This is a genomic window from Nocardioides immobilis, assembly GCF_003515065.1.
GTDB lineage: Bacteria > Actinomycetota > Actinomycetes > Propionibacteriales > Nocardioidaceae > Nocardioides > Nocardioides immobilis.
Map to the genome: position 1 here is coordinate 259,656 of NZ_QXGH01000010.1, position 16,498 is coordinate 276,153.

The 16,498-nt window shown below is 68.4% G+C and carries 15 protein-coding genes; 7 read left to right on the forward strand and 8 right to left on the reverse strand.

What is annotated here, in order from left to right; genetic code table 11:
- Positions 1 to 59 precede the first annotated feature (59 nt).
- The 5 genes from D0Z08_RS04975 to D0Z08_RS04995 form a co-directional block, all read right to left on the reverse strand.
- A complete protein-coding gene (locus tag D0Z08_RS04975) occupies positions 60 to 656 on the reverse strand; it encodes a TetR/AcrR family transcriptional regulator (RefSeq protein WP_220454045.1) in 597 nt (198 codons plus the stop codon).
- A 62-nt stretch (positions 657 to 718) separates the two neighbouring features.
- On the reverse strand, positions 719 to 1,654 hold the full coding sequence (locus D0Z08_RS04980; protein ID WP_118923248.1) for an NADP-dependent oxidoreductase: 936 nt from the start codon (positions 1,652 to 1,654) through the stop codon (positions 719 to 721).
- A 33-nt stretch (positions 1,655 to 1,687) separates the two neighbouring features.
- On the reverse strand, positions 1,688 to 3,478 hold the full coding sequence (locus D0Z08_RS04985) for a sigma-54-dependent Fis family transcriptional regulator (RefSeq protein ID WP_118923250.1): 1,791 nt from the start codon (positions 3,476 to 3,478) through the stop codon (positions 1,688 to 1,690).
- 289 nt (positions 3,479 to 3,767) lie between these two features.
- Positions 3,768 to 4,670 (reverse strand): enoyl-CoA hydratase, encoded by a 903-nt coding sequence (locus tag D0Z08_RS04990; RefSeq protein WP_118923252.1) that lies wholly within the window; start codon positions 4,668 to 4,670, stop codon positions 3,768 to 3,770.
- 61 nt (positions 4,671 to 4,731) lie between these two features.
- Positions 4,732 to 6,270, reverse strand: coding sequence for an AMP-binding protein (locus D0Z08_RS04995; protein WP_118923254.1), 1,539 nt, complete (start codon positions 6,268 to 6,270; stop codon positions 4,732 to 4,734).
- A 482-nt stretch (positions 6,271 to 6,752) separates the two neighbouring features.
- Between D0Z08_RS04995 and D0Z08_RS05000 the strand changes: the two genes are divergently transcribed.
- From D0Z08_RS05000 to D0Z08_RS05030, 7 genes are all read left to right on the forward strand, one after another.
- On the forward strand, positions 6,753 to 7,982 hold the full coding sequence (locus D0Z08_RS05000; RefSeq protein ID WP_118923518.1) for an acyl-CoA dehydrogenase family protein: 1,230 nt from the start codon (positions 6,753 to 6,755) through the stop codon (positions 7,980 to 7,982).
- Positions 7,979 to 9,085 carry an acyl-CoA dehydrogenase family protein gene (locus D0Z08_RS05005; protein ID WP_118923256.1) on the forward strand — a complete coding sequence of 369 codons (1,107 nt, stop codon included), beginning with the start codon at positions 7,979 to 7,981 and terminating at the stop codon, positions 9,083 to 9,085. The genes D0Z08_RS05000 and D0Z08_RS05005 overlap by 4 nt, the downstream gene beginning before the upstream one ends.
- A gap of 161 nt (positions 9,086 to 9,246) precedes the next feature.
- Positions 9,247 to 9,561: a putative quinol monooxygenase gene (locus D0Z08_RS05010; RefSeq protein WP_182481155.1), complete on the forward strand. Its 315-nt coding sequence runs from the start codon at positions 9,247 to 9,249 to the stop codon at positions 9,559 to 9,561.
- A 481-nt stretch (positions 9,562 to 10,042) separates the two neighbouring features.
- Positions 10,043 to 10,807 carry an SDR family NAD(P)-dependent oxidoreductase gene (locus tag D0Z08_RS05015; protein WP_118923260.1) on the forward strand — a complete coding sequence of 255 codons (765 nt, stop codon included), beginning with the start codon at positions 10,043 to 10,045 and terminating at the stop codon, positions 10,805 to 10,807.
- Entirely contained in the window at positions 10,804 to 11,538 is a 735-nt protein-coding gene (locus tag D0Z08_RS05020) for an SDR family NAD(P)-dependent oxidoreductase (protein ID WP_118923262.1), read from the forward strand. The genes D0Z08_RS05015 and D0Z08_RS05020 overlap by 4 nt, the downstream gene beginning before the upstream one ends.
- Before the next feature lie 98 nt (positions 11,539 to 11,636).
- Positions 11,637 to 12,824 carry a thiolase family protein gene (locus D0Z08_RS05025; RefSeq protein WP_118923264.1) on the forward strand — a complete coding sequence of 396 codons (1,188 nt, stop codon included), beginning with the start codon at positions 11,637 to 11,639 and terminating at the stop codon, positions 12,822 to 12,824.
- Complete coding sequence (locus D0Z08_RS05030; RefSeq protein ID WP_118923266.1) at positions 12,821 to 13,561, forward strand: SDR family oxidoreductase; 741 nt, start codon at positions 12,821 to 12,823, stop codon at positions 13,559 to 13,561. Before D0Z08_RS05025 ends, D0Z08_RS05030 begins: the two co-directional genes overlap by 4 nt.
- 67 nt (positions 13,562 to 13,628) lie before the next feature.
- On the opposite strand, the gene D0Z08_RS05035 is transcribed toward D0Z08_RS05030, so the two are convergent.
- Genes D0Z08_RS05035 through D0Z08_RS05045 form a run of 3 tightly spaced genes read right to left on the reverse strand, consistent with a single transcriptional unit; the run spans position 13,629 to position 16,424 of the window.
- Positions 13,629 to 14,108, reverse strand: a complete 480-nt coding sequence (locus D0Z08_RS05035; RefSeq protein WP_118923268.1) for a Zn-ribbon domain-containing OB-fold protein — start codon at positions 14,106 to 14,108, stop codon at positions 13,629 to 13,631.
- Position 14,109: 1 nt separating this feature from the next.
- Positions 14,110 to 15,291: a thiolase C-terminal domain-containing protein gene (locus D0Z08_RS05040; protein ID WP_118923270.1), complete on the reverse strand. Its 1,182-nt coding sequence runs from the start codon at positions 15,289 to 15,291 to the stop codon at positions 14,110 to 14,112.
- Positions 15,291 to 16,424: a beta-ketoacyl-[acyl-carrier-protein] synthase family protein gene (locus D0Z08_RS05045; protein ID WP_118923272.1), complete on the reverse strand. Its 1,134-nt coding sequence runs from the start codon at positions 16,422 to 16,424 to the stop codon at positions 15,291 to 15,293. The genes D0Z08_RS05040 and D0Z08_RS05045 overlap by 1 nt, the downstream gene beginning before the upstream one ends.
- Between the last annotated feature and the right edge of the window lie 74 nt (positions 16,425 to 16,498).

Sequence of the window (16,498 nt, forward strand, 5' to 3'; positions counted from 1 at the left end):
GCCGGAGCCCGTCCACGGCAGAGTTCAGATCTGCCGCGGTTCTGTTGCAGGCGTCGGTGCTACTCGGGAATCATCGCCTGCAGAGTGCGCACGAGAAGGTCGCACACCTCGTTCTTCGTCAGTACGCCGTGCTCGAGCCACTCGTCCGTCGCGGCCCCGATCATCGCCTGGAAGGAGCGGATCCGCGCGCGCGCAGCGCGGTCGCCCGCTGGCTGTCTGGTCAGTCGGAGGAGGTAGTCCTCCCATGTGGACAAGGCGGCGTCCAGGAGCTCGACGACTTCCTGGTCGTTGCTTTCCCGGCGGGCGTGGCTCAGAACCTTGAAGGTCTCCCGGTGTTGCTCGACCAGGGTGAGCCATCGGTCGAAGATCGAGTGGAATCCGGATGAGTCGACGGTGCCGGATTGAATGGCGAGTTCTCGTGACAATCCGAGCGGCACCGTTGCGAACCGGTCGATCGCCGCCAGGTAGAGGTTCCTCTTGTTACCGAAGTGATAGTTCAGATTCGTTCGAGTGGTGCCGGCGGCCCGCGCGAGATCCGCCGTCGACACCGACTCGAAAGGTCTTTCGGCGAAGAGGCGCAGCGCTGCCTCGATCATCCGTTCGCGGCGGTCGTCCGCTTCCAGGCGAACGCGGCTCGGCGAGAGCGCGGGGGACATGACTGATGTGCCTCTCCGTCGTTGTGCCGCCACGAGCGTGGCGCCGAGCTGCGATCATAGAGTCAGAATGTCAGGACGATCCGGCCCCTGGTCCCACCTGCTTCGACAGCTCGGTAGGCCGCGGAAGCCATCTCGAACGGGAGCAGCTCGGCGATCCGGGGTGTGATGACGCCCCGCGCGGCAGCATCTCGGAGACGCTCGATGCGCTCGGCATCCCGGATGTAGTCCGCAACCATGACCAGTTCCACCTTGATCCCGCTGGGGGCCGGTCCTTCGAACGGTCGGACAGCGACGATCGTGCCGCCTGGGCGGACCGCCGGCGCGACGGCGGAGTTCAGCAAGGCCCCGTCGACGACCCCGGCTACCCCGCCGTCCACCGCCAGCCGAACGCGATCGGCGGAGTCGGCCCCACGGGACACCACGAGATCAGCCCCCAGATCGTAGACAAGCTGCTCGTCGGCATCGGAGGCATCGGCCACGACCCGCAGGCCCCTGTCCTTGGCCAGCTGCACCGTGTAGCCCCCCAGCGCACCCGGCGCTCCCGTGACCCACAGCCACTCTCCGGGAGCGAGGTTCAAGACGTCGAGCGCGGCGATCGCGGTCAGGCCGTTCATCGGCACTGTCGCTGCCTCGGCGTCGCTGAGGTGGTCGGGTGTGCGGGCGACGGATGCCCGAGGTACCACGATGCGCTCCGATTGTGCGCCACCGTTCCTGCCGAGCGGAAGGACGACGGCCATGACCCGGTCGCCTATCGCCAGGTCGTCGACCCCCTCGCCGACAGCGTCGACGACCCCGGCGGCTTCCATGCCGGGAACGTGGGGTGGCTCATGACGAAGCATGGCGCGAAGCACACCCCGCGCGAAGCCGGTGTCCGCCGGGTTCACGGTCGCGGCCCGAACCCTGATTCGCACAGCCCCCGGCGCCGGATCCGGCAATTCACGATCGATGACCTGCAGCCCTTCAGGACCGTCGAACTCCATTAGAGCGACCGCTCTCATCTCACGCCTTTCCTCTCAAACCGGATGTTGATGTCAGAAGTTCCATGTGCCGAGGTCGATGCCCAGGGCCCGCACCTTGCGGTAGAGCGTCGAGCGCGCGATGCCCAGGCTTGCAGCGGCCTCCCGCTTGTTGCCGTCTGCGTTGCGGAGCGCTGTGATGATCGCTTGGGCCTCCACGCGCTCCAGACCCACGAGAGCCCGTCGTGCGGCCCGCGCCCTCACGTCAGCGGGCAGGTCCCGCGCGCCCACCGCGGGGAACCGACGTTCGGCAAAGACCCGAGCGACCAGATGCTCGAGTGAGCGCACGTTGCGACTCCAGTCGATGCGCGACAGGGCCTGCACTGCGTCCGGGAGCCACCGAAGCGTCTTGTTGCCCCCCTGGGCAGCGGCCACGCGGGCGGTCAGCGCGTCCAGCAGTAGAGGGAGGTCCTCGAATCGCTCCGAGAGGTCGGGTACGACGATCACGTGGTCGAACCAGTCGCCGAGCGCTGCGGCGACGTCGGAGCTACGGTCGCCGGTCGCCGTGGCGTCGACGTGCACCCCACGCTTGCCGGCCTCTGTCGCGAACTGGCCCGACAGCCGCAGCCGGGCCTTGGTGAGCAGGTCCACGTGGCGCAGAACGATGTGCCCCCGGTCGATCTGCGACGCCCGTCGGAGCGCAGCCTCCCACCCGCCCGGACCTTGATGCTCGGGAGCGGCGGCATCGAGAACCAGCGGAGCGTGTCCATGCCCGGCGGCAGCGCAGACGGCCATCTTGCCAACTCCTGGCCCTCCGACGATGAGTCGGGAACCGCGTCCAGCCGCGCCGACGTCGACACAGAGCTGGCGCCAGGCCGAGCTTCGTCCGACCAGGCCGTGAAGCTTCGGAGGAGGGGCGACCGCGTCCCTCTTGATGGTCTCGTGGTGCTTCCCGTCGAGCCCGGGACGGACCTGAACCACTGCGGCGAACGCCCGCTCGCCGTCGAAGATGGCCCTGAGGTCGAGCATTGCGGAGCGACCGTCGGCAAGGGTCACCTCCGCCGATTTCGTGTTCTGCCGAATGCAGCGTGATGCGTACTCCCACAGGAGCGCCTGGTCGGAGGGGGCCAGGAGGCGGGCCGCGGCGGCGTTGGCGATCACGGTGCCGTCGTCGAGACAGACCACCGGATGGCGCGAGTCCCGGTGGACGGAGAGGAAGGACTCGAGCAGCAGTCGCTCGCGACCGGTTGCGTCGTCGAGGATCGCTTGCTCGACAAGCGTGGCGATGTCCATGATCCATGACAGCAGCATGGGGCTGCTGTGCTCGTAGCGGGCGGACAGGTTCATGGTACCGATCATCTGCCGGGTCAGCGGGTGCCAGATCGGGGCGCTGGTGCTCGTGTATGAGGTCCAATGCTCACTGAAGTGCTCCGGGCCCGAAACGCTGTAGGGCCGCTCGGCCTCCAGCGCGATCGGAAAGCTCGATGTCCCCATGGCAGACTCCGCGATCGAGACGCCGGTGCCGGCGCAGTTCATGCGATCCAGGACGGCGCGGAACTCGCGATCTTCGAGCCAGCGGTCCAGCACGACTCCGTCCGCGGAGGTGAGAGTGACACAGCACGTCGACTGTGCCAGTGCTGCGGACTTACGGGTCATGATCAGCGAGGCGGCGCGGCGCAGCTGCCGGTGGGTCTCCGTGGTGCGGACCGCCGGCGGAGAGCAGTTGGCGGGGTCGAGGCCGAAGCCGGCCGAACGCCGCCAGGAGTCGGCGATCTCCCGGCGCACCGGCAGCTGATCCACGCTCCTCCCGGCAAGGATCGCCTCTTTGGCCGAGAGCACGGTGCGTGCGCGCTCGTCAAGCAGCATGGGAACCTACTTTCTGGCTCGTCACGGAGCCTTCCGAGCCTGTGGTTCGGCGGGGCGCAGCGATGGGGGCTCATCCTGCTGAGTTGTGTGGAGATTGTCACCGCTACTGACGTCGATGTCTATAGCGCTGGGCTCGATGCTGTGAGCAGCTCGTGCCGGTCGTCCGTCGAGGTGCCTCACTGACCTCCAAGCGGTGCCCCGGTCCGTCCGCGCGGCGGTGTTCTGGCCTCCAAGTGAGCCCGACTCCGCCGAGGAGATGACGGTCGCCCCGGGTCGAGCTCGACATCGATCACGGGCGATCGCGCTCTGCGGGCCGGACCGGTTCGGCGTCCGTCCAATGCGTCCCACCCAGCTCCGGTGTCTGGATCAGCGAGGCGCCCCTGGACATCGCGGCCCAGTGGGCGTGGTTCAGCTCGTGCAGGGTGAACGCCGCGTTGAGCGAGGTGTAGAAGCCCTGGTGGTCCTGCGTCTGGTTGACTGCTTCCTTGATCATCAGGGAGGCCGCGGAGGGCACCTTCGCTATCCGTCGGGCGAAGGCCAGCGTGTCCTCGGCGAGGCGCTCGGCCGGGAAGATCTTGCTCACCATGCCGATTCGGTACCCCTCGTCCGCGGTCAGGGAGTCGCCGGTCAGTAGCAGCTCCTTGGCCCGACGCGCTCCGAACTCCCATGGGTGGGCGAAGTACTCGACACCGGCCATCCCCATGCGGGTGGCCACGACATCTGCGAACTCTGCCGTCTCGTCGGCGACGATGAGGTCGCATGCCCACATGAGCATCAGGCCGGCGGAGTAGACCGGTCCGCTCACGGAAGCGATGGTGACCTTGCGCAGGTCGCGCCATCGCCGGGTGTTGGCGAAGTAGTAGTGCCACTCTTGGAGCCAGGTGTTCTCGACGGCGCCCGGCATGGTGCCACCGTTGAGGCGGTACGTCGGATGCTGGCCGGGGCCCGGCTCCCGCTCGCGACGGTCGTCGGCGGAACCCATGTCGTGCCCGGAGGAGAAGGTCGACCCGGCGCCGCGAAGCACGACCACGCGGATCTCATCGTCTGACTCTGCGCGCTCGAAGGCCTCGCCGAGCTCGACGAGCAGGCCCCGGTGTTGCGCGTTGCGCTGCCGCGGCCGGTTGAGGGTGATGACCGCGACGCCGTCCTCTGGCGCGTCGTAGGTCAGCCAGTTGTACTTCTCGTTCACCATGGGCCTTCTGTCAATCGCTCGGAGGGCGTCGATCCGGACGGCCCTGTTTCCACTTCGGGTATCAATTGATCCGCCGGTCGTAGCCCTGCCAGTAGTGCTTCCGCAGCTCACCTTTGAGGACCTTGCCAATCGAGTTCCGCGGTAGCTCGGCGACGAACTCGATGACCGTCGGGCACTTGTAGTGGGCGAGGTGGGTCCTACAGAAGCCGATGAGTTCCTCGGCGGACGGAGGGGACCCGACATCGCGGGGGACGATGAGGGCAGCCGGAGTCTCGCCCCAGCGCTCGTGGGGGATACCGATGACCGCGACGCTGGCGACGTCCTCACGACCATCGAGAAGGCGCTCGATCTCGGCGGGGTAGATGTTCTCCCCACCCGAGACGATCAAGTCCTTGAGTCGGTCGTCGATGTAGTACCAGCCCTCATCGTCGACGTGGCCCGCATCGCCCGTCCGTAGCCAACCGTCGTCGACGATCACCTCGTTCGTGGCCTCGGGCGCGTTCCAGTAGCCGGCCATGTTGTGCGGCGACCGGATCCACAGCTCCCCGGTGCGGCCCGGAGTCACGTCCTCGCCCGTCTCCGGGTCGACGACCCGAATCTCCACCCACGGCAGCGGTCGCCCGCAGGATCCGAGGAGCGCCGGGCGGTCCGGGTCGTGAGCTTCCGGAGGCAGCACCGTGGAGGATCCACGGGACTCGGTCAAGCCGTAGACCTGGATGAATGAGCAACCGATCTCGCGGAGTGCCCGCTGGAGAAGCGGAGTGGAGATCACCGAAGCGCCGTACATCACGGTTTCCAGGTGCGTCCAGTCGATGGCCGGCTGTCGGTCGAGGAGCCCTGCCACCACCGTCGGGACGAGAAACGCGTGCGTGATGCGGTACAGCGGCAAGGCCCGAGCCAGGACGTCGAGATCGACATCCCGCAGCAGCACGGTCTGGCCGCCGTGGACGAGCCCGAGCAGGACACTGCAGATGCCCGCCACGTGAAACATCGGCGTCGCGGTGAGATTCACGGAGGAAGAGTTGTAACCCAGCACGGTGGCCAGCTCGCCGAGATGGGCAGTCATCGCGGCGTCGGCCAGCATGACGCCTTTGAACCTTCCGGTGGTGCCCGAGGTGTAGATCTGAACCACCACGCGCTCCGGATCCGGTGACAGGCACGGCGGCGCATCCCCACGTCCATCCAGCCAGTCGCCGAGCGTCTGCGACTCGTCGGTGCCGTCGTGACCGGCGACCAGGGACAGGAACTCCCGTCCGGCGACGAGAAGGGAGATGCCCGCATCGGTGACTATCTCGGCGAGCTCCGAGGGGCTGAGGCGCCAGTTCAGCGGAACCAGCACCATCCCTGCCCTGGCGACGCCGAACAGCAGCTCGACGCAGATCGGCGAATTCCGGTCCAGGAAGCCGACCCGCGCTCCGGCGGGAAGTCCTGATGCACACAGAGCCGCCGCTACCCGATCCGCCCGGGCATCCAGCTCGGCATACGTGATCGCGCCAGCATCGGTGCGGAGTGCGGTCGCCGACTGAGACTCGGTGGCACGCCGACGAAGCAGCTCCGCCAACGAGGCAACAGGTCTTTCCAGTTCTTCCGCCGCCTTCATCGGCCCCACCAATCATCTCGGATTCCGTGAACAGGAGGGCACGTTCCCGCATCGTGTGACATCCGCGGTTGCGCCGAGGTCGACCCTAGGGTGGCCGCGAGCGGCTCATGTGTCGCAAGACAGGACGCCCGAGCGGCGTCTGCAACGGCCCTTCAAACGGCGGCCCTGCGCGCGACAGTCGCAGGTCGCAGGCGGTGTCGGCACGAGTGGCACGTGCAATTCGCAGCTGAGGCATTCCGCGCACGGGACTTGCGGACGGAGTCCGCGGAATCCAAGGTGCACCGTGTGACCTTTGCCGGCCGACGAGGCTTGAACGGTTCCGCCGGGACACTTCCGGTCCTGCAATGGTCGTGTTGAGTGCTCGATCGGCCGCGGGCTGCCGCTCAGACGAGGGGCATTGCTGCCCAAAGCCTGCGTGAGCCTCTGTGGCGCTCGACCACGTGTACGTAGGACCCATTCCCCGAGGAGATCCTGTGGAGCAGATGTATCCGGAGTCGGCTGAGGTGTTCCGGTCGGAGGTGATCGACTTCCTCGCCCGGGCGCTCCCCGACGGCTGGTCCGGTCTGGGTGCCCTCACCGTCGAGGAACGCGGCGCCTTCCTTCCGCGATGGCGCACACTCTTGCTCGAGAACCGGCTCCTCGCGGCGGCGTGGCCCACGGAGTACGGGGGCCGAGGAGTCGGTGTGTGGGAGCAGTCCGTGCTCCAGGAAGAGTTCGTGCGCGCCGGTGCGACACTCACGCCCTACCTGAGCGACCGCATCGGGATCAGCCTGTTGGGCCCCACCCTGCTCGCGTGCGGCAGCCCAGAGCAGAAGGAGTACTTCCTGCCTCGGATCATCAGCGCGGAGCACCGCTGGGCCCAGGGCTACTCCGAGCCCGAGGCGGGCAGTGATCTGTTCAGCCTACGAACGACGGCTGTGCTCGACGAGCACGGCCGCTGGCGGGTGGACGGTCAGAAGGTGTGGCAGACAGGCGGCATGGAGGCCAATTGGATCTTCACGCTGGTCCGGACCGAGCCGGGCGTGCGCGGCGCGGCGGGCATCTCCATGCTCCTGATCCCACTCGACCAGCCAGGCGTGACCGTGCGGCCGATCCGCACCATGACGGGAACCGACGAGCTCAGCGAGGTCTTCTTCTCCGGAGCCGTTGCGGCCCCGGAACACCTCGTCGGCGGGCGTGGAGAGGGGGCAACGGTCGCCCTGACCCTGCTCGGCCACGAGCGAACAGGAGGAGGAGCGCTGCACGCCCTCTACGAGCAGGAGCTCGGGCGCGTGATCCAGCTGATCCGGGACGCCCGGCTGCAGCACGACCCGGTTGTTCGGCAACGCATCGGCGAATTCACCGCAACTGTGGCGGCGATGCGGCACCTGGCAGCCCGGTCGCTCGCCTCCGCGGCATCGGGCGAACCACCCAGCGCGGCATCGTCCGTGACCAAGTTGTACGAGACCGAGTACCACCGGGACCTGACCACGTTCGTCATGGACGTGCTGGGAGTCGCCGGCGCCGTCGGAGGGGTCAGCGAGCCGATTCCCGAGCTCGGTCCGGACCCGGTCGGCACCCCCAACTCGCCTGACGCGTGGTCCACGGCGTATCTCATGGCTCGCGGTGCGACGATCTACGGAGGGTCCAGCCAGATCCAACGAAACACGCTTGCCGAGCAGGTGTTGGGGCTTCCGCGTGAACCGCGGGTGCAGGAGGCTCGCGCGTCATGAGCTGGGTCTGGACGGAGGAGCAGGATGCACTCGCCTCGGCGCTGCGCGCCCTACTCGCCAAGAACATCGAGCCGACCGTCGAGGCGCTCACGGGACCCTCGACTGCGGCAGGCGGGCAGGTCTGGACACGCCTTGCCGCAGAGATCGGGGTCCACGCCATCGGGATTCCGGAGGAGTTCGGAGGAGTAGGTTCCAGCTTTCACGAAAAGGCGGTGGTGTTCGCCGAGACCGGCAGGGCGCTCGCCCCGCGGGGGCTGTTCTCGACGACCGCACTGGCAGCCCCGGCGATTCTGCTGTCCGGCGACCGCGAGCGGTGCGCGGACTTCCTGCCGAAGCTGGCTGAGGGGTCGCTCTCGGGCACTGTCGCACTGCAGGAGGCAGCCGGTGAGGGGTCGACGCCCTCCGCGGAGCTGGTCGACGGGACGTGGCGAGTATCCGGACATATGACCCATGTCACCGACGCGGCCGACGTGGAGCTCATGCTTCTCGCCGCGCGAACCGATCAGGGGTCACGCCTGTTCGCGGTCGACCTGGCCGGTGACGGTGTGACCCTCGAAATTCCTCCGTGCCTGGACCTGACTCGGCCGCTCGTCGAGGTGCGGCTGATCGGTGCCGTCGGAGTTCCGGTCGGCGATGCTGGGCGAGGTGATCACATCATCGCCGAGGTGCGCGGCCAGGCGGCCGTCGCGCTGGCATTCGAGCAGCTCGGCGGCGCCGCTCGGTGTGTGGAGATGGCGACGGAGTACGCCCTGTCCCGCACGCAGTTCGGGCGCCCGATCGGCTCCTTCCAAGCCATCAAGCATCTGCTGGCCGACGTCCTGGTCGCAGTCGAATCGGCGTCGACGGCCGCCCAGCATGCTGCCCACGCCGTCGAGCGGGAAGATCTCGACGAGCGCGCCGAAGCGATCTCGGTCGCCCAGATCCTCGCGTCGGAGGCCTATACCGCGGCTGCGGGGGCGAACGTGCAGGTGCATGGCGGCATCGGATTCACCTGGGAGCACCCGGCTCACCTGTTCTTCCGGCGCGCCACGGTGTCGAAGGCGTTCCTCGGCTCTCCCTCGGAGTACCGCGAGGCGCTCGCCGCCAAGGCGTTCGGCGGATGAGCTCACCGACACCACCTGAAGCACCACGCACCGTGTCTCGGGGCGCCGCTTCGGAAGCGGAACGGGTCCCTGCTCTGGTCGGGGGTGGCAGCAGCGCCGCGCACCAGCCGCGCGCCCACCGTCGCGCGCTCGACGCACATTCATCACAAGGAAGGAATGGCATGTCTGTCCTAGTCATGGTCACGATCACACCCAAACCGGAGTGCCTCGATGAGTTGACGGAGAAGCTCCAATCGGCGATCTCTGCTTTCCATGCCGAGCCGGGATGTGATCTCTACGCGTTGCACCGGACCGAGGACCAGATCGTGGCGATCGAGCGCTGGCGGGATGCCGACGCGTTCCGGGCGCACCAGGGCGGCGACGCCGCCCGATCCGGAGCAGCGATGATGGCGGGCAAGCTGGCTCGTTCCCCCGAGTTGCAGCTGTTGCAGGCGCTGCCCGCCGGTGATCCGGCCAAGGGAGCCGTCCGGCCGTGAGCGGGCGAGCATCGACGATGTGATCGGAGCTGATTTCCGCGCGCCGGCTGGCCAGGCGCTGAACATGGCCCGAAGCGCCCTCGTCGGGGCCTTGTGGAGTCCGCGCCAGCCACGACAAACGACGGTCGACCGCGAAGGCGGTCAGCGTGACCGCCGCGTACCCCTGGTCAGCCCGGTCGGCGACTGCCTCTGGTGGTGGGGCACGATGCCCGGGTCGGAGCGGCACCGGCCGGCGTCGGTCAGGCGGATGAGCACCTGGCCGTGGCCTCTGACGGTCGCGGCACGTGGACGAGCGCCGGCAGTGCCCGACCTCGCCCCGGTGGGCGCCTGCATCGTCGTCGCACGGCGATCTCCACGCCACCAGTGTTCGAGCGGTTGTCCTGAATCGCGACAGCCGTGCCCGCATCCGCCGCCGTAACCTGCGAACACCCGGTCGATGCGCCGGTGGCGAAGCGTTCACGATGTGGTGAGGAGCAAGGTGGTGGATCCGGCTGGATCGGTCGCAGTGGTGACGGGAGCGGCATCAGGGTTGGGGCTCGCGACGGCCCGGGCCCTCGTCGACCGGGATGCACAGGTCGTCCTCGTCGACCTGCCGTCGTCTGCGGGCGGTCAGGTGGCGGCCGATCTCGGCTCGACTGCCGTGTTCGCACCGGCCGACGTACGAGACCCCGACCAGGTCGCGGCGGCGGTCGATGTCGCCACCGGGCGCGGGCCGCTGCGGGTCATCGTCAACTGTGCGGGCGTCGGTGACCCGGCGCGCACTGTAGGTCGCGACGGTGCCCTCGATCTGGAGCGGTTCCGCCGGGTGGTGGAGATCAATCTCGTCGGCACGTTCAACGTGATCCGGCTGGCCGCCTCCGCGATGGTGAGCAACACGCCGGTCATCGACGGCGAGCGTGGCGTCATCGTCAACACGGCGTCGGTCGCTGCTTTCGACGGGCAGATCGGTCAGGCGTCGTACTCTGCCTCCAAGGCCGGCATCGCCGGCATGACTCTTCCGGTCGCCCGGGACCTGGCCCGGCACCAAATTCGCGTGATGGCCATCGCGCCGGGCATGTTCGAGACGCCGATCCTGGCTGGCCTGTCGGAAAGGATGCGCGTCTCGATCGCAGCCCAAGTGCCGCATCCTGCCCGCCTCGGTGAGCCGCGGGAGTACGCCGACCTTGCGATGCACATCGTGACCAACGCGATGCTCAACGGCGAGGTGATACGCCTCGACGGCGCGATCCGGATGGCGCCAGAGTGAGTCGCGCAGCACTCGTCACCGGCGCCTCCCGTGGAATAGGTGAGGCGGTCGCCTGCCGGCTGGCCGAGCACGGCTACGACCTCACGATCAGTGCACGGAGCCTCGAAGCCCTCGACACCCTCGCCGGTGAGCTGCGCAGCAAGCACCGCGTACGGGTCCAGACCGTGGTCGCCAACATGGCCGACGAGACCGATGTGCGCCAGCTCGCGGAAGCACACCGCAGCGCCCACGGCGCGCTCGACCTCCTCGTCCTGAATGCGGGCATGGGATCGATAGGTGCGTTCGCTGACTACCCGGTGCACCGCTTCGACACCCTCTTCGCCGTCAACATGCGCTCGGCCTTCGTGCTCACCCAGGAGCTCCTGCCGCTCCTTCGACAGGCTGGCCGGCGCAGCCGGCTCGGCGGGCGGGTCATCGCGGTGGCTTCGACGACCGGTGTCGTCGGCGAGCCGCTGAACTCGGCCTACGGGGCCACCAAGGCGGCGCTGATCTCGTGGTGCGAGGCCGTCAGCACCGAGGAGTCCGGACGCGGGGTCTCGGCGACAGCCGTGTGCCCGGGATACGTCGCCACGGCGATGACCGAGAGCCTCTCCGAACAAGTGCCGCCCGAGGAGATGATCCCCGTCGCTGACGTCGCCGAGGCGGTCGTCTCCCTGGCCCGGCTGAGCAAGGGCACCGTTGTGCCGTCGCTGGTGTTGACCCGACCCGGTCCGCACCTGTGGCGGGCCTGACCGGTGGCCACGGGCCGTAGCAGAACGAGACATCCGCGGCCGGGTCAGTCGACGTAGCGTGCTGGTGACCCCCTAAAGAATCCGAAGAGAGAAGAACCATGCGCAGTGCTGTGATCGTCGACGCCGTCCGTACCGCGTCCGGCAAGGGCAAGCCCGGCGGCGCCCTCTCCGGCGTGCACCCGGTGGACCTTCTTCAGCAGACCCTCAGGGGTCTGCTCGACCGCAACGACCTGGACCCGGCGCTCATCGACGACGTCATCGCCGGCTGTGTGTCCCAGACCGGCGAGCAGGCGCTCAACATCGCTCGGACTGCGCTGCTCGCCGCCGGCTTGCCGGAATCGGTGCCTGGCACCAGCGTGGATCGCCAGTGCGGGTCGAGCCAGCAGGCTGCCCACTTCGCCGCCCAAGGCATCATGGCCGGCGCGTACGACGTCGCCATCGCCTGTGGCGTCGAGTCGATGAGCCGCATCCCGATGGGCGCCAGCTCGCAGGGCCAAGACCCGAACGGTGCCCCGCTTGCGGGGCGCTACCCCGAGGGGCTGGTGGGCCAGGGGATCTCTGCGGAGCTGATCGCTGCCGATTGGAAGCTCTCGCGCGCCGACCTCGACGAGTTCTCCGCGCGCTCCCATGGGCTCGCGGCGGCGGCGGTCGCTTCGGGCCTGCTCGACAACGAGACAGTGCCGATCACGCTTCCTGACGGCAGCCTCCACACCGTCAACGAGACCCTGCGCGCCTCGACGACCGCCGAGGGTCTCGGCGGGCTGCGCGCATCCTTCGAGTCCGAGGAGTTCTCTGCCCGGTTCCCCCAGATCCAGTGGAGCATCACCGCGGGCAACTCCTCGCCGCTCACCGATGCCGCCTCCGCGGTTCTCATCATGAGCGAAGACAAGGCCGTCGAGCTCGGGCTGACGCCGCGGGCGCGGTTTCATTCCTTCGCAGTCACCGGCAGCGATCCGCTCTACATGCTCACCGGCGTGATCCCGGCGACCGAGAAGGTTCTCAAGCGAGCCGGCTTGACGATCGATGAGATCGACACCTTCGAGATCAACGAGGCCTTCGCGCCCGTTCCGTTGTGCTGGCTCGCCGAAACGGGTGCCGCTCCAGACCGGCTCAACCCGGCCGGCGGCGCGATCGCTCTCGGCCACGCCCTGGGTGCCTCGGGCACGCGCCTGCTGACCACGATGCTCACCAACCTCGAGGCGTCCGGCGGTCGCTACGGGCTGCAGACGATGTGCGAGGGCGGCGGGATGGCCAACGCGACGATCATCGAGAGGCTCACGGCGTGAGCATCTCCTTCGACTTCACCGGTCGCACGGCACTGGTCACCGGCGGTGCACAAGGGATCGGCTTCGAGATCGCCTCGATGTTCCAACGGGCGGGCGCGAGAGTGGCCGTCCTGGACCGCGACGAGGCCGTGCTCGGCGAGGTGTGGCCAGACACCACTGAGAACGTGACGACCTACGCGCTCGACGTCAGTGACACTGCCGCCGTCGACGCGGCGATCGGCGACATCGCGCACGGGGCGGGCGGCATCGAAATCGCGGTGAACAACGCCGGCATCACCCGAGACACCGTCGTCTGGAAGATGACCGACGAGCAGTGGACCGACGTGCTCGCGGTCCACTTGGGCGGCACGTTCGCCGTCACTCGCGCGGTGGTTCCGGTCATGCGTGCCGCGGGCTACGGACGCATCATCAACGTGACGTCGTACACCGGCATGCACGGCGCCATCGGGCAAGCGAACTACGCGGCCGCGAAGGGCGGCATCATCGCCTTCACCAAGACCACCGCGAAGGAGACCGCCGGCTTCGGCATCACGGTCAACGCGATCTCGCCCAACGCCGAGACAGCCATGGTCGCTGCCGTCAGCAAAGAGCGGCTCGCAGAAATGACCGCGACCGTCCCCCTCGGACGCTTCGCGAAGCCGTCCGAGATGGCCACAGCCGTCGGCTATCTGGCCGCTGAGGAGAGCGCATACGTCACCGGTGTGGTCCTGCCGGTCGACGGCGGATTGGCGATGTGACGCGAGATGGCCGGCCCGGCCGTCGTGAGGACGCGGGCCGGCCACGTCACATGGCGCCGGCACACACTCAGCCCACCGGCTCGAAGTGGGCGATGTCGAGGATCTGACCGGTGCGCTCCTCGGCCCAGACGGCTCGCACCCGGGTGCCGAAGGGAAGCTGCTCGCGCACGTCGGCGCCCGGTGTGAAGTCGACGCCGACGACCCAGTGCATGAGCAGGGTGCTGGCCCCATCGAGACGGATTGCGCCGATGGCGTACGGCGCCTGAGGACCCCCGGTGAAGCCGTGCCAGGCCACGGTGAAGACTTCGAGGGTGCCTTCGTGGGGCAGCTCCCGCCAGCCGTCGGTCGGCTCAAAGCACGACTCGCAGTAGGCCTGCGGTGGGACGAACACCCGCACGCATGAGCTGCATCCGGTGGCGAGGATCTTCTTCTGCCGCAGGCCCTCCATGAACTGGCTCCACGTCTCCCCGAGGTGGATGTCGTAGTGGAGGTCCCAGTGCACAGCCTGCGTCGGCGCGGCGGTCTCAGTGTTGGCTGTGGTCGTCATGTCAGTTGCTCCTTGCAAGGGACTCGAAGATGGCGAGGTTCTCGAACTGGAAGAAGGACCCCCCGGTGCCGTGACCCAGGGAACGGCGCGCTCCCGGTATCTGGATCGAGGCGGGGGCGTCGCCCATGACCTGCAGAGCGGCGTAGGCATACGGGGCGAGCTCGCCGGCAACGCCGGCATTGGTGCATTTCGGGCCGCCTGACATGTTCGTCGGCAATGTGCCACCGGCGTCGGTCGCGCCGCTGCGGATCAGGTCGATTCCGCCGCCGGGAGGCGCGAAGCCGAGGGCCTCGAGCTGCATCGGCTGCATGTGGGCGTACGGGGCGAAGATCTCCACCGCGTCGAACTCGCCGAGCGGGTCGCGGATGTCGGCGAGTGCGTAGACCCGCCGGGCAAGGTTCGCGAGGTTCTGCATCCGTGAGAAGTCGCCCTTGCCGCCGCCCAAGTAGGGGTCGGCCGACATGCCCATCGCCTTGATGAGTGCCGGCGTTGTCGCGAGGTCGGCGACATCTTCCGGGTCCGCTACCAGCATCGCGACAGCAGAGGTCGAGATCGGGCACACCATCGGCTGCGTCAGTGGCGACGACAAGGGCCTGCCTGCGAGCACCTCCTCAGGGGTCATCTCGTAGCGCAGGTGTGCGAACGGGTTGCGCGAGGCCTTCGCGTGGTCGGCGACGGCGACCGCGGCGAGATCATCTGCTGTGAGGCCGTATCGCTCCTGGTAGGCGCTCGCTGCGAACGCACCCATGTGATAGCCGCCCATCCCGAGCGGCTGCTCAATGATCATCGGCGAGTTGGTGTTGATGGCGCTCTGCAGGTCGGTCGACCCGAAGAAGGTCGGGCCGCCGAGGACAAGTACCCGGCGGTGCGTGCCAGAGCGGACCATCCGCGCGGCCACCTGCATCAGGTTGCCTCCAGTGGTGCCGCCGGTGTTGACGATCGTCACCGGCAAGTCCGCGCCAATGCCGAGCAGGCGGGTCACGTGCTTGGCACCGAGCACGGTTCCCTCGAAGCCGTCGATGTTGCCGGTGACGATCGCGTCGATGCTGTCGGGAGACGCCCCGCTGTGCGCAAGTGTCGCCTGGACCGCCTGCTGACACAGCTCGATCGTGGATCGTGTCTGCTTGCGCGGCGAGGTCGCCTCGGTCAGGCCGACCCCCGCGACCGCTGCTCGATACGCCATCAAATCGCCTCCGCCACAAGAAGGGTCACGTCCTCCGAGACGATGCCTGTCTCGGTATCCACGGAGTGACTGACCGCGGTCGTCCCTCGCGGGCGGACACTGAGCAGGTCGACCACTTCCAGCAAGCGCAGGGCGCCGTTGGCCAGGCCGGGAAAGTTGCTGCGAAGCCCACCGCTCGCGTTGATGGTGGTCTCGCCACCGACGCCCAGCGCATCAACGTAGGGCCGGTGCAGGGCTGGCGTGGGTGCGGAGATCTCGGCCAGCTCGATCTGGTCAGGGCTGACGGCGGCCTGGGCGAGCGCCATCCGGGCTGCTCGTCGGCTGGTCGCACCGGGGTCGGTGAGCCACTCGCCTGGCCAGGTGTAGCCACCGGTCGCATGTCCGAGGCCCGTCAACCGCGCGTCGCGGCCCAGGCACCGGCCCGCCCGAGCAGGCGAGGCCAGGACGATGGCGACCGCGCCGGTGGAGTAGGCCGGGAGCATCAGCTCGTGCAGCGGCCAGGCGATCGGGACGGAGGCGAGCACGTCGTCCTGCGTTGCGGCGAAGCGCCGCAGTGAACGCTCGAGGCCCCCGCCCCGGCTGATCTCGTCGGCAGCGAGCGTTGCGTAGTCCGCGACGGTCCGGTCGACGAGTCCGTAGCCCGCCTGGAGTGCGTAGCTCGCGTTCGCCGTCATCGCGATGGGTCGGTCGAAATGGGGCTCGAAGCCGAGGTTCGAGACCTGCTCGACGAACGCCCGTCGCGTGGCCGCGCCGCCGGACCTCTCGGGGTTGTAGACGCCAACCGCCACAGCGACCTCGACGTCGCCCGAGGCGATGGCCTGGGCGGCGCAGACGATCGCGAGCCCCGCGTCACCCTCGACCCGGAAGGAGTCGCCGAGATAGCCGCCGGCGGCGGAGTTCGTGAGACCGCTCGAGATGCTGCGCCCGTCGAGGACGTCCATTGAGGCGAGCACGGAGAGCCCTAGATCCTGCTTGCGCAGTCCGCACTCACGCAGCGCCTTGTACACCGCCTCGAAGACCAGCTCGTCGAGCATCGCATCGTGCTCCGGCAGGAACCTCGTCGAGGCAGCGCCGACGACGTGGACCGGGGCAACCGCGCGTTGTGCGGCACCTCGACCGATAGGTGGCTTCATGTGACCTTCCTTGTCCTGGTGATGCAAAGGTAGGCCGCGCGGCGGGGCCGCGGGTGTCCCATCGCGCGACAGCG

Bases quoted from the DNA above. Each gene is read 5' to 3' on its own strand.
- D0Z08_RS04975 (WP_220454045.1), bottom strand. From the start codon at position 656: ATGTCCCCCGCGCTCTCGCCGAGCCGCGTTCGCCTGGAAGCGGACGAC.
- D0Z08_RS04980 (WP_118923248.1), bottom strand. From the start codon at position 1,654: ATGAGAGCGGTCGCTCTAATGGAGTTCGACGGTCCTGAAGGGCTGCAG.
- D0Z08_RS04985 (WP_118923250.1), bottom strand. From the start codon at position 3,478: ATGCTGCTTGACGAGCGCGCACGCACCGTGCTCTCGGCCAAAGAGGCG.
- D0Z08_RS04990 (WP_118923252.1), bottom strand. From the start codon at position 4,670: ATGGTGAACGAGAAGTACAACTGGCTGACCTACGACGCGCCAGAGGAC.
- D0Z08_RS04995 (WP_118923254.1), bottom strand. From the start codon at position 6,270: ATGAAGGCGGCGGAAGAACTGGAAAGACCTGTTGCCTCGTTGGCGGAG.
- D0Z08_RS05000 (WP_118923518.1), top strand. From the start codon at position 6,753: ATGTATCCGGAGTCGGCTGAGGTGTTCCGGTCGGAGGTGATCGACTTC.
- D0Z08_RS05005 (WP_118923256.1), top strand. From the start codon at position 7,979: ATGAGCTGGGTCTGGACGGAGGAGCAGGATGCACTCGCCTCGGCGCTG.
- D0Z08_RS05010 (WP_182481155.1), top strand. From the start codon at position 9,247: ATGTCTGTCCTAGTCATGGTCACGATCACACCCAAACCGGAGTGCCTC.
- D0Z08_RS05025 (WP_118923264.1), top strand. From the start codon at position 11,637: ATGCGCAGTGCTGTGATCGTCGACGCCGTCCGTACCGCGTCCGGCAAG.
- D0Z08_RS05035 (WP_118923268.1), bottom strand. From the start codon at position 14,108: ATGACGACCACAGCCAACACTGAGACCGCCGCGCCGACGCAGGCTGTG.
- D0Z08_RS05040 (WP_118923270.1), bottom strand. From the start codon at position 15,291: ATGGCGTATCGAGCAGCGGTCGCGGGGGTCGGCCTGACCGAGGCGACC.
- D0Z08_RS05045 (WP_118923272.1), bottom strand. From the start codon at position 16,424: ATGAAGCCACCTATCGGTCGAGGTGCCGCACAACGCGCGGTTGCCCCG.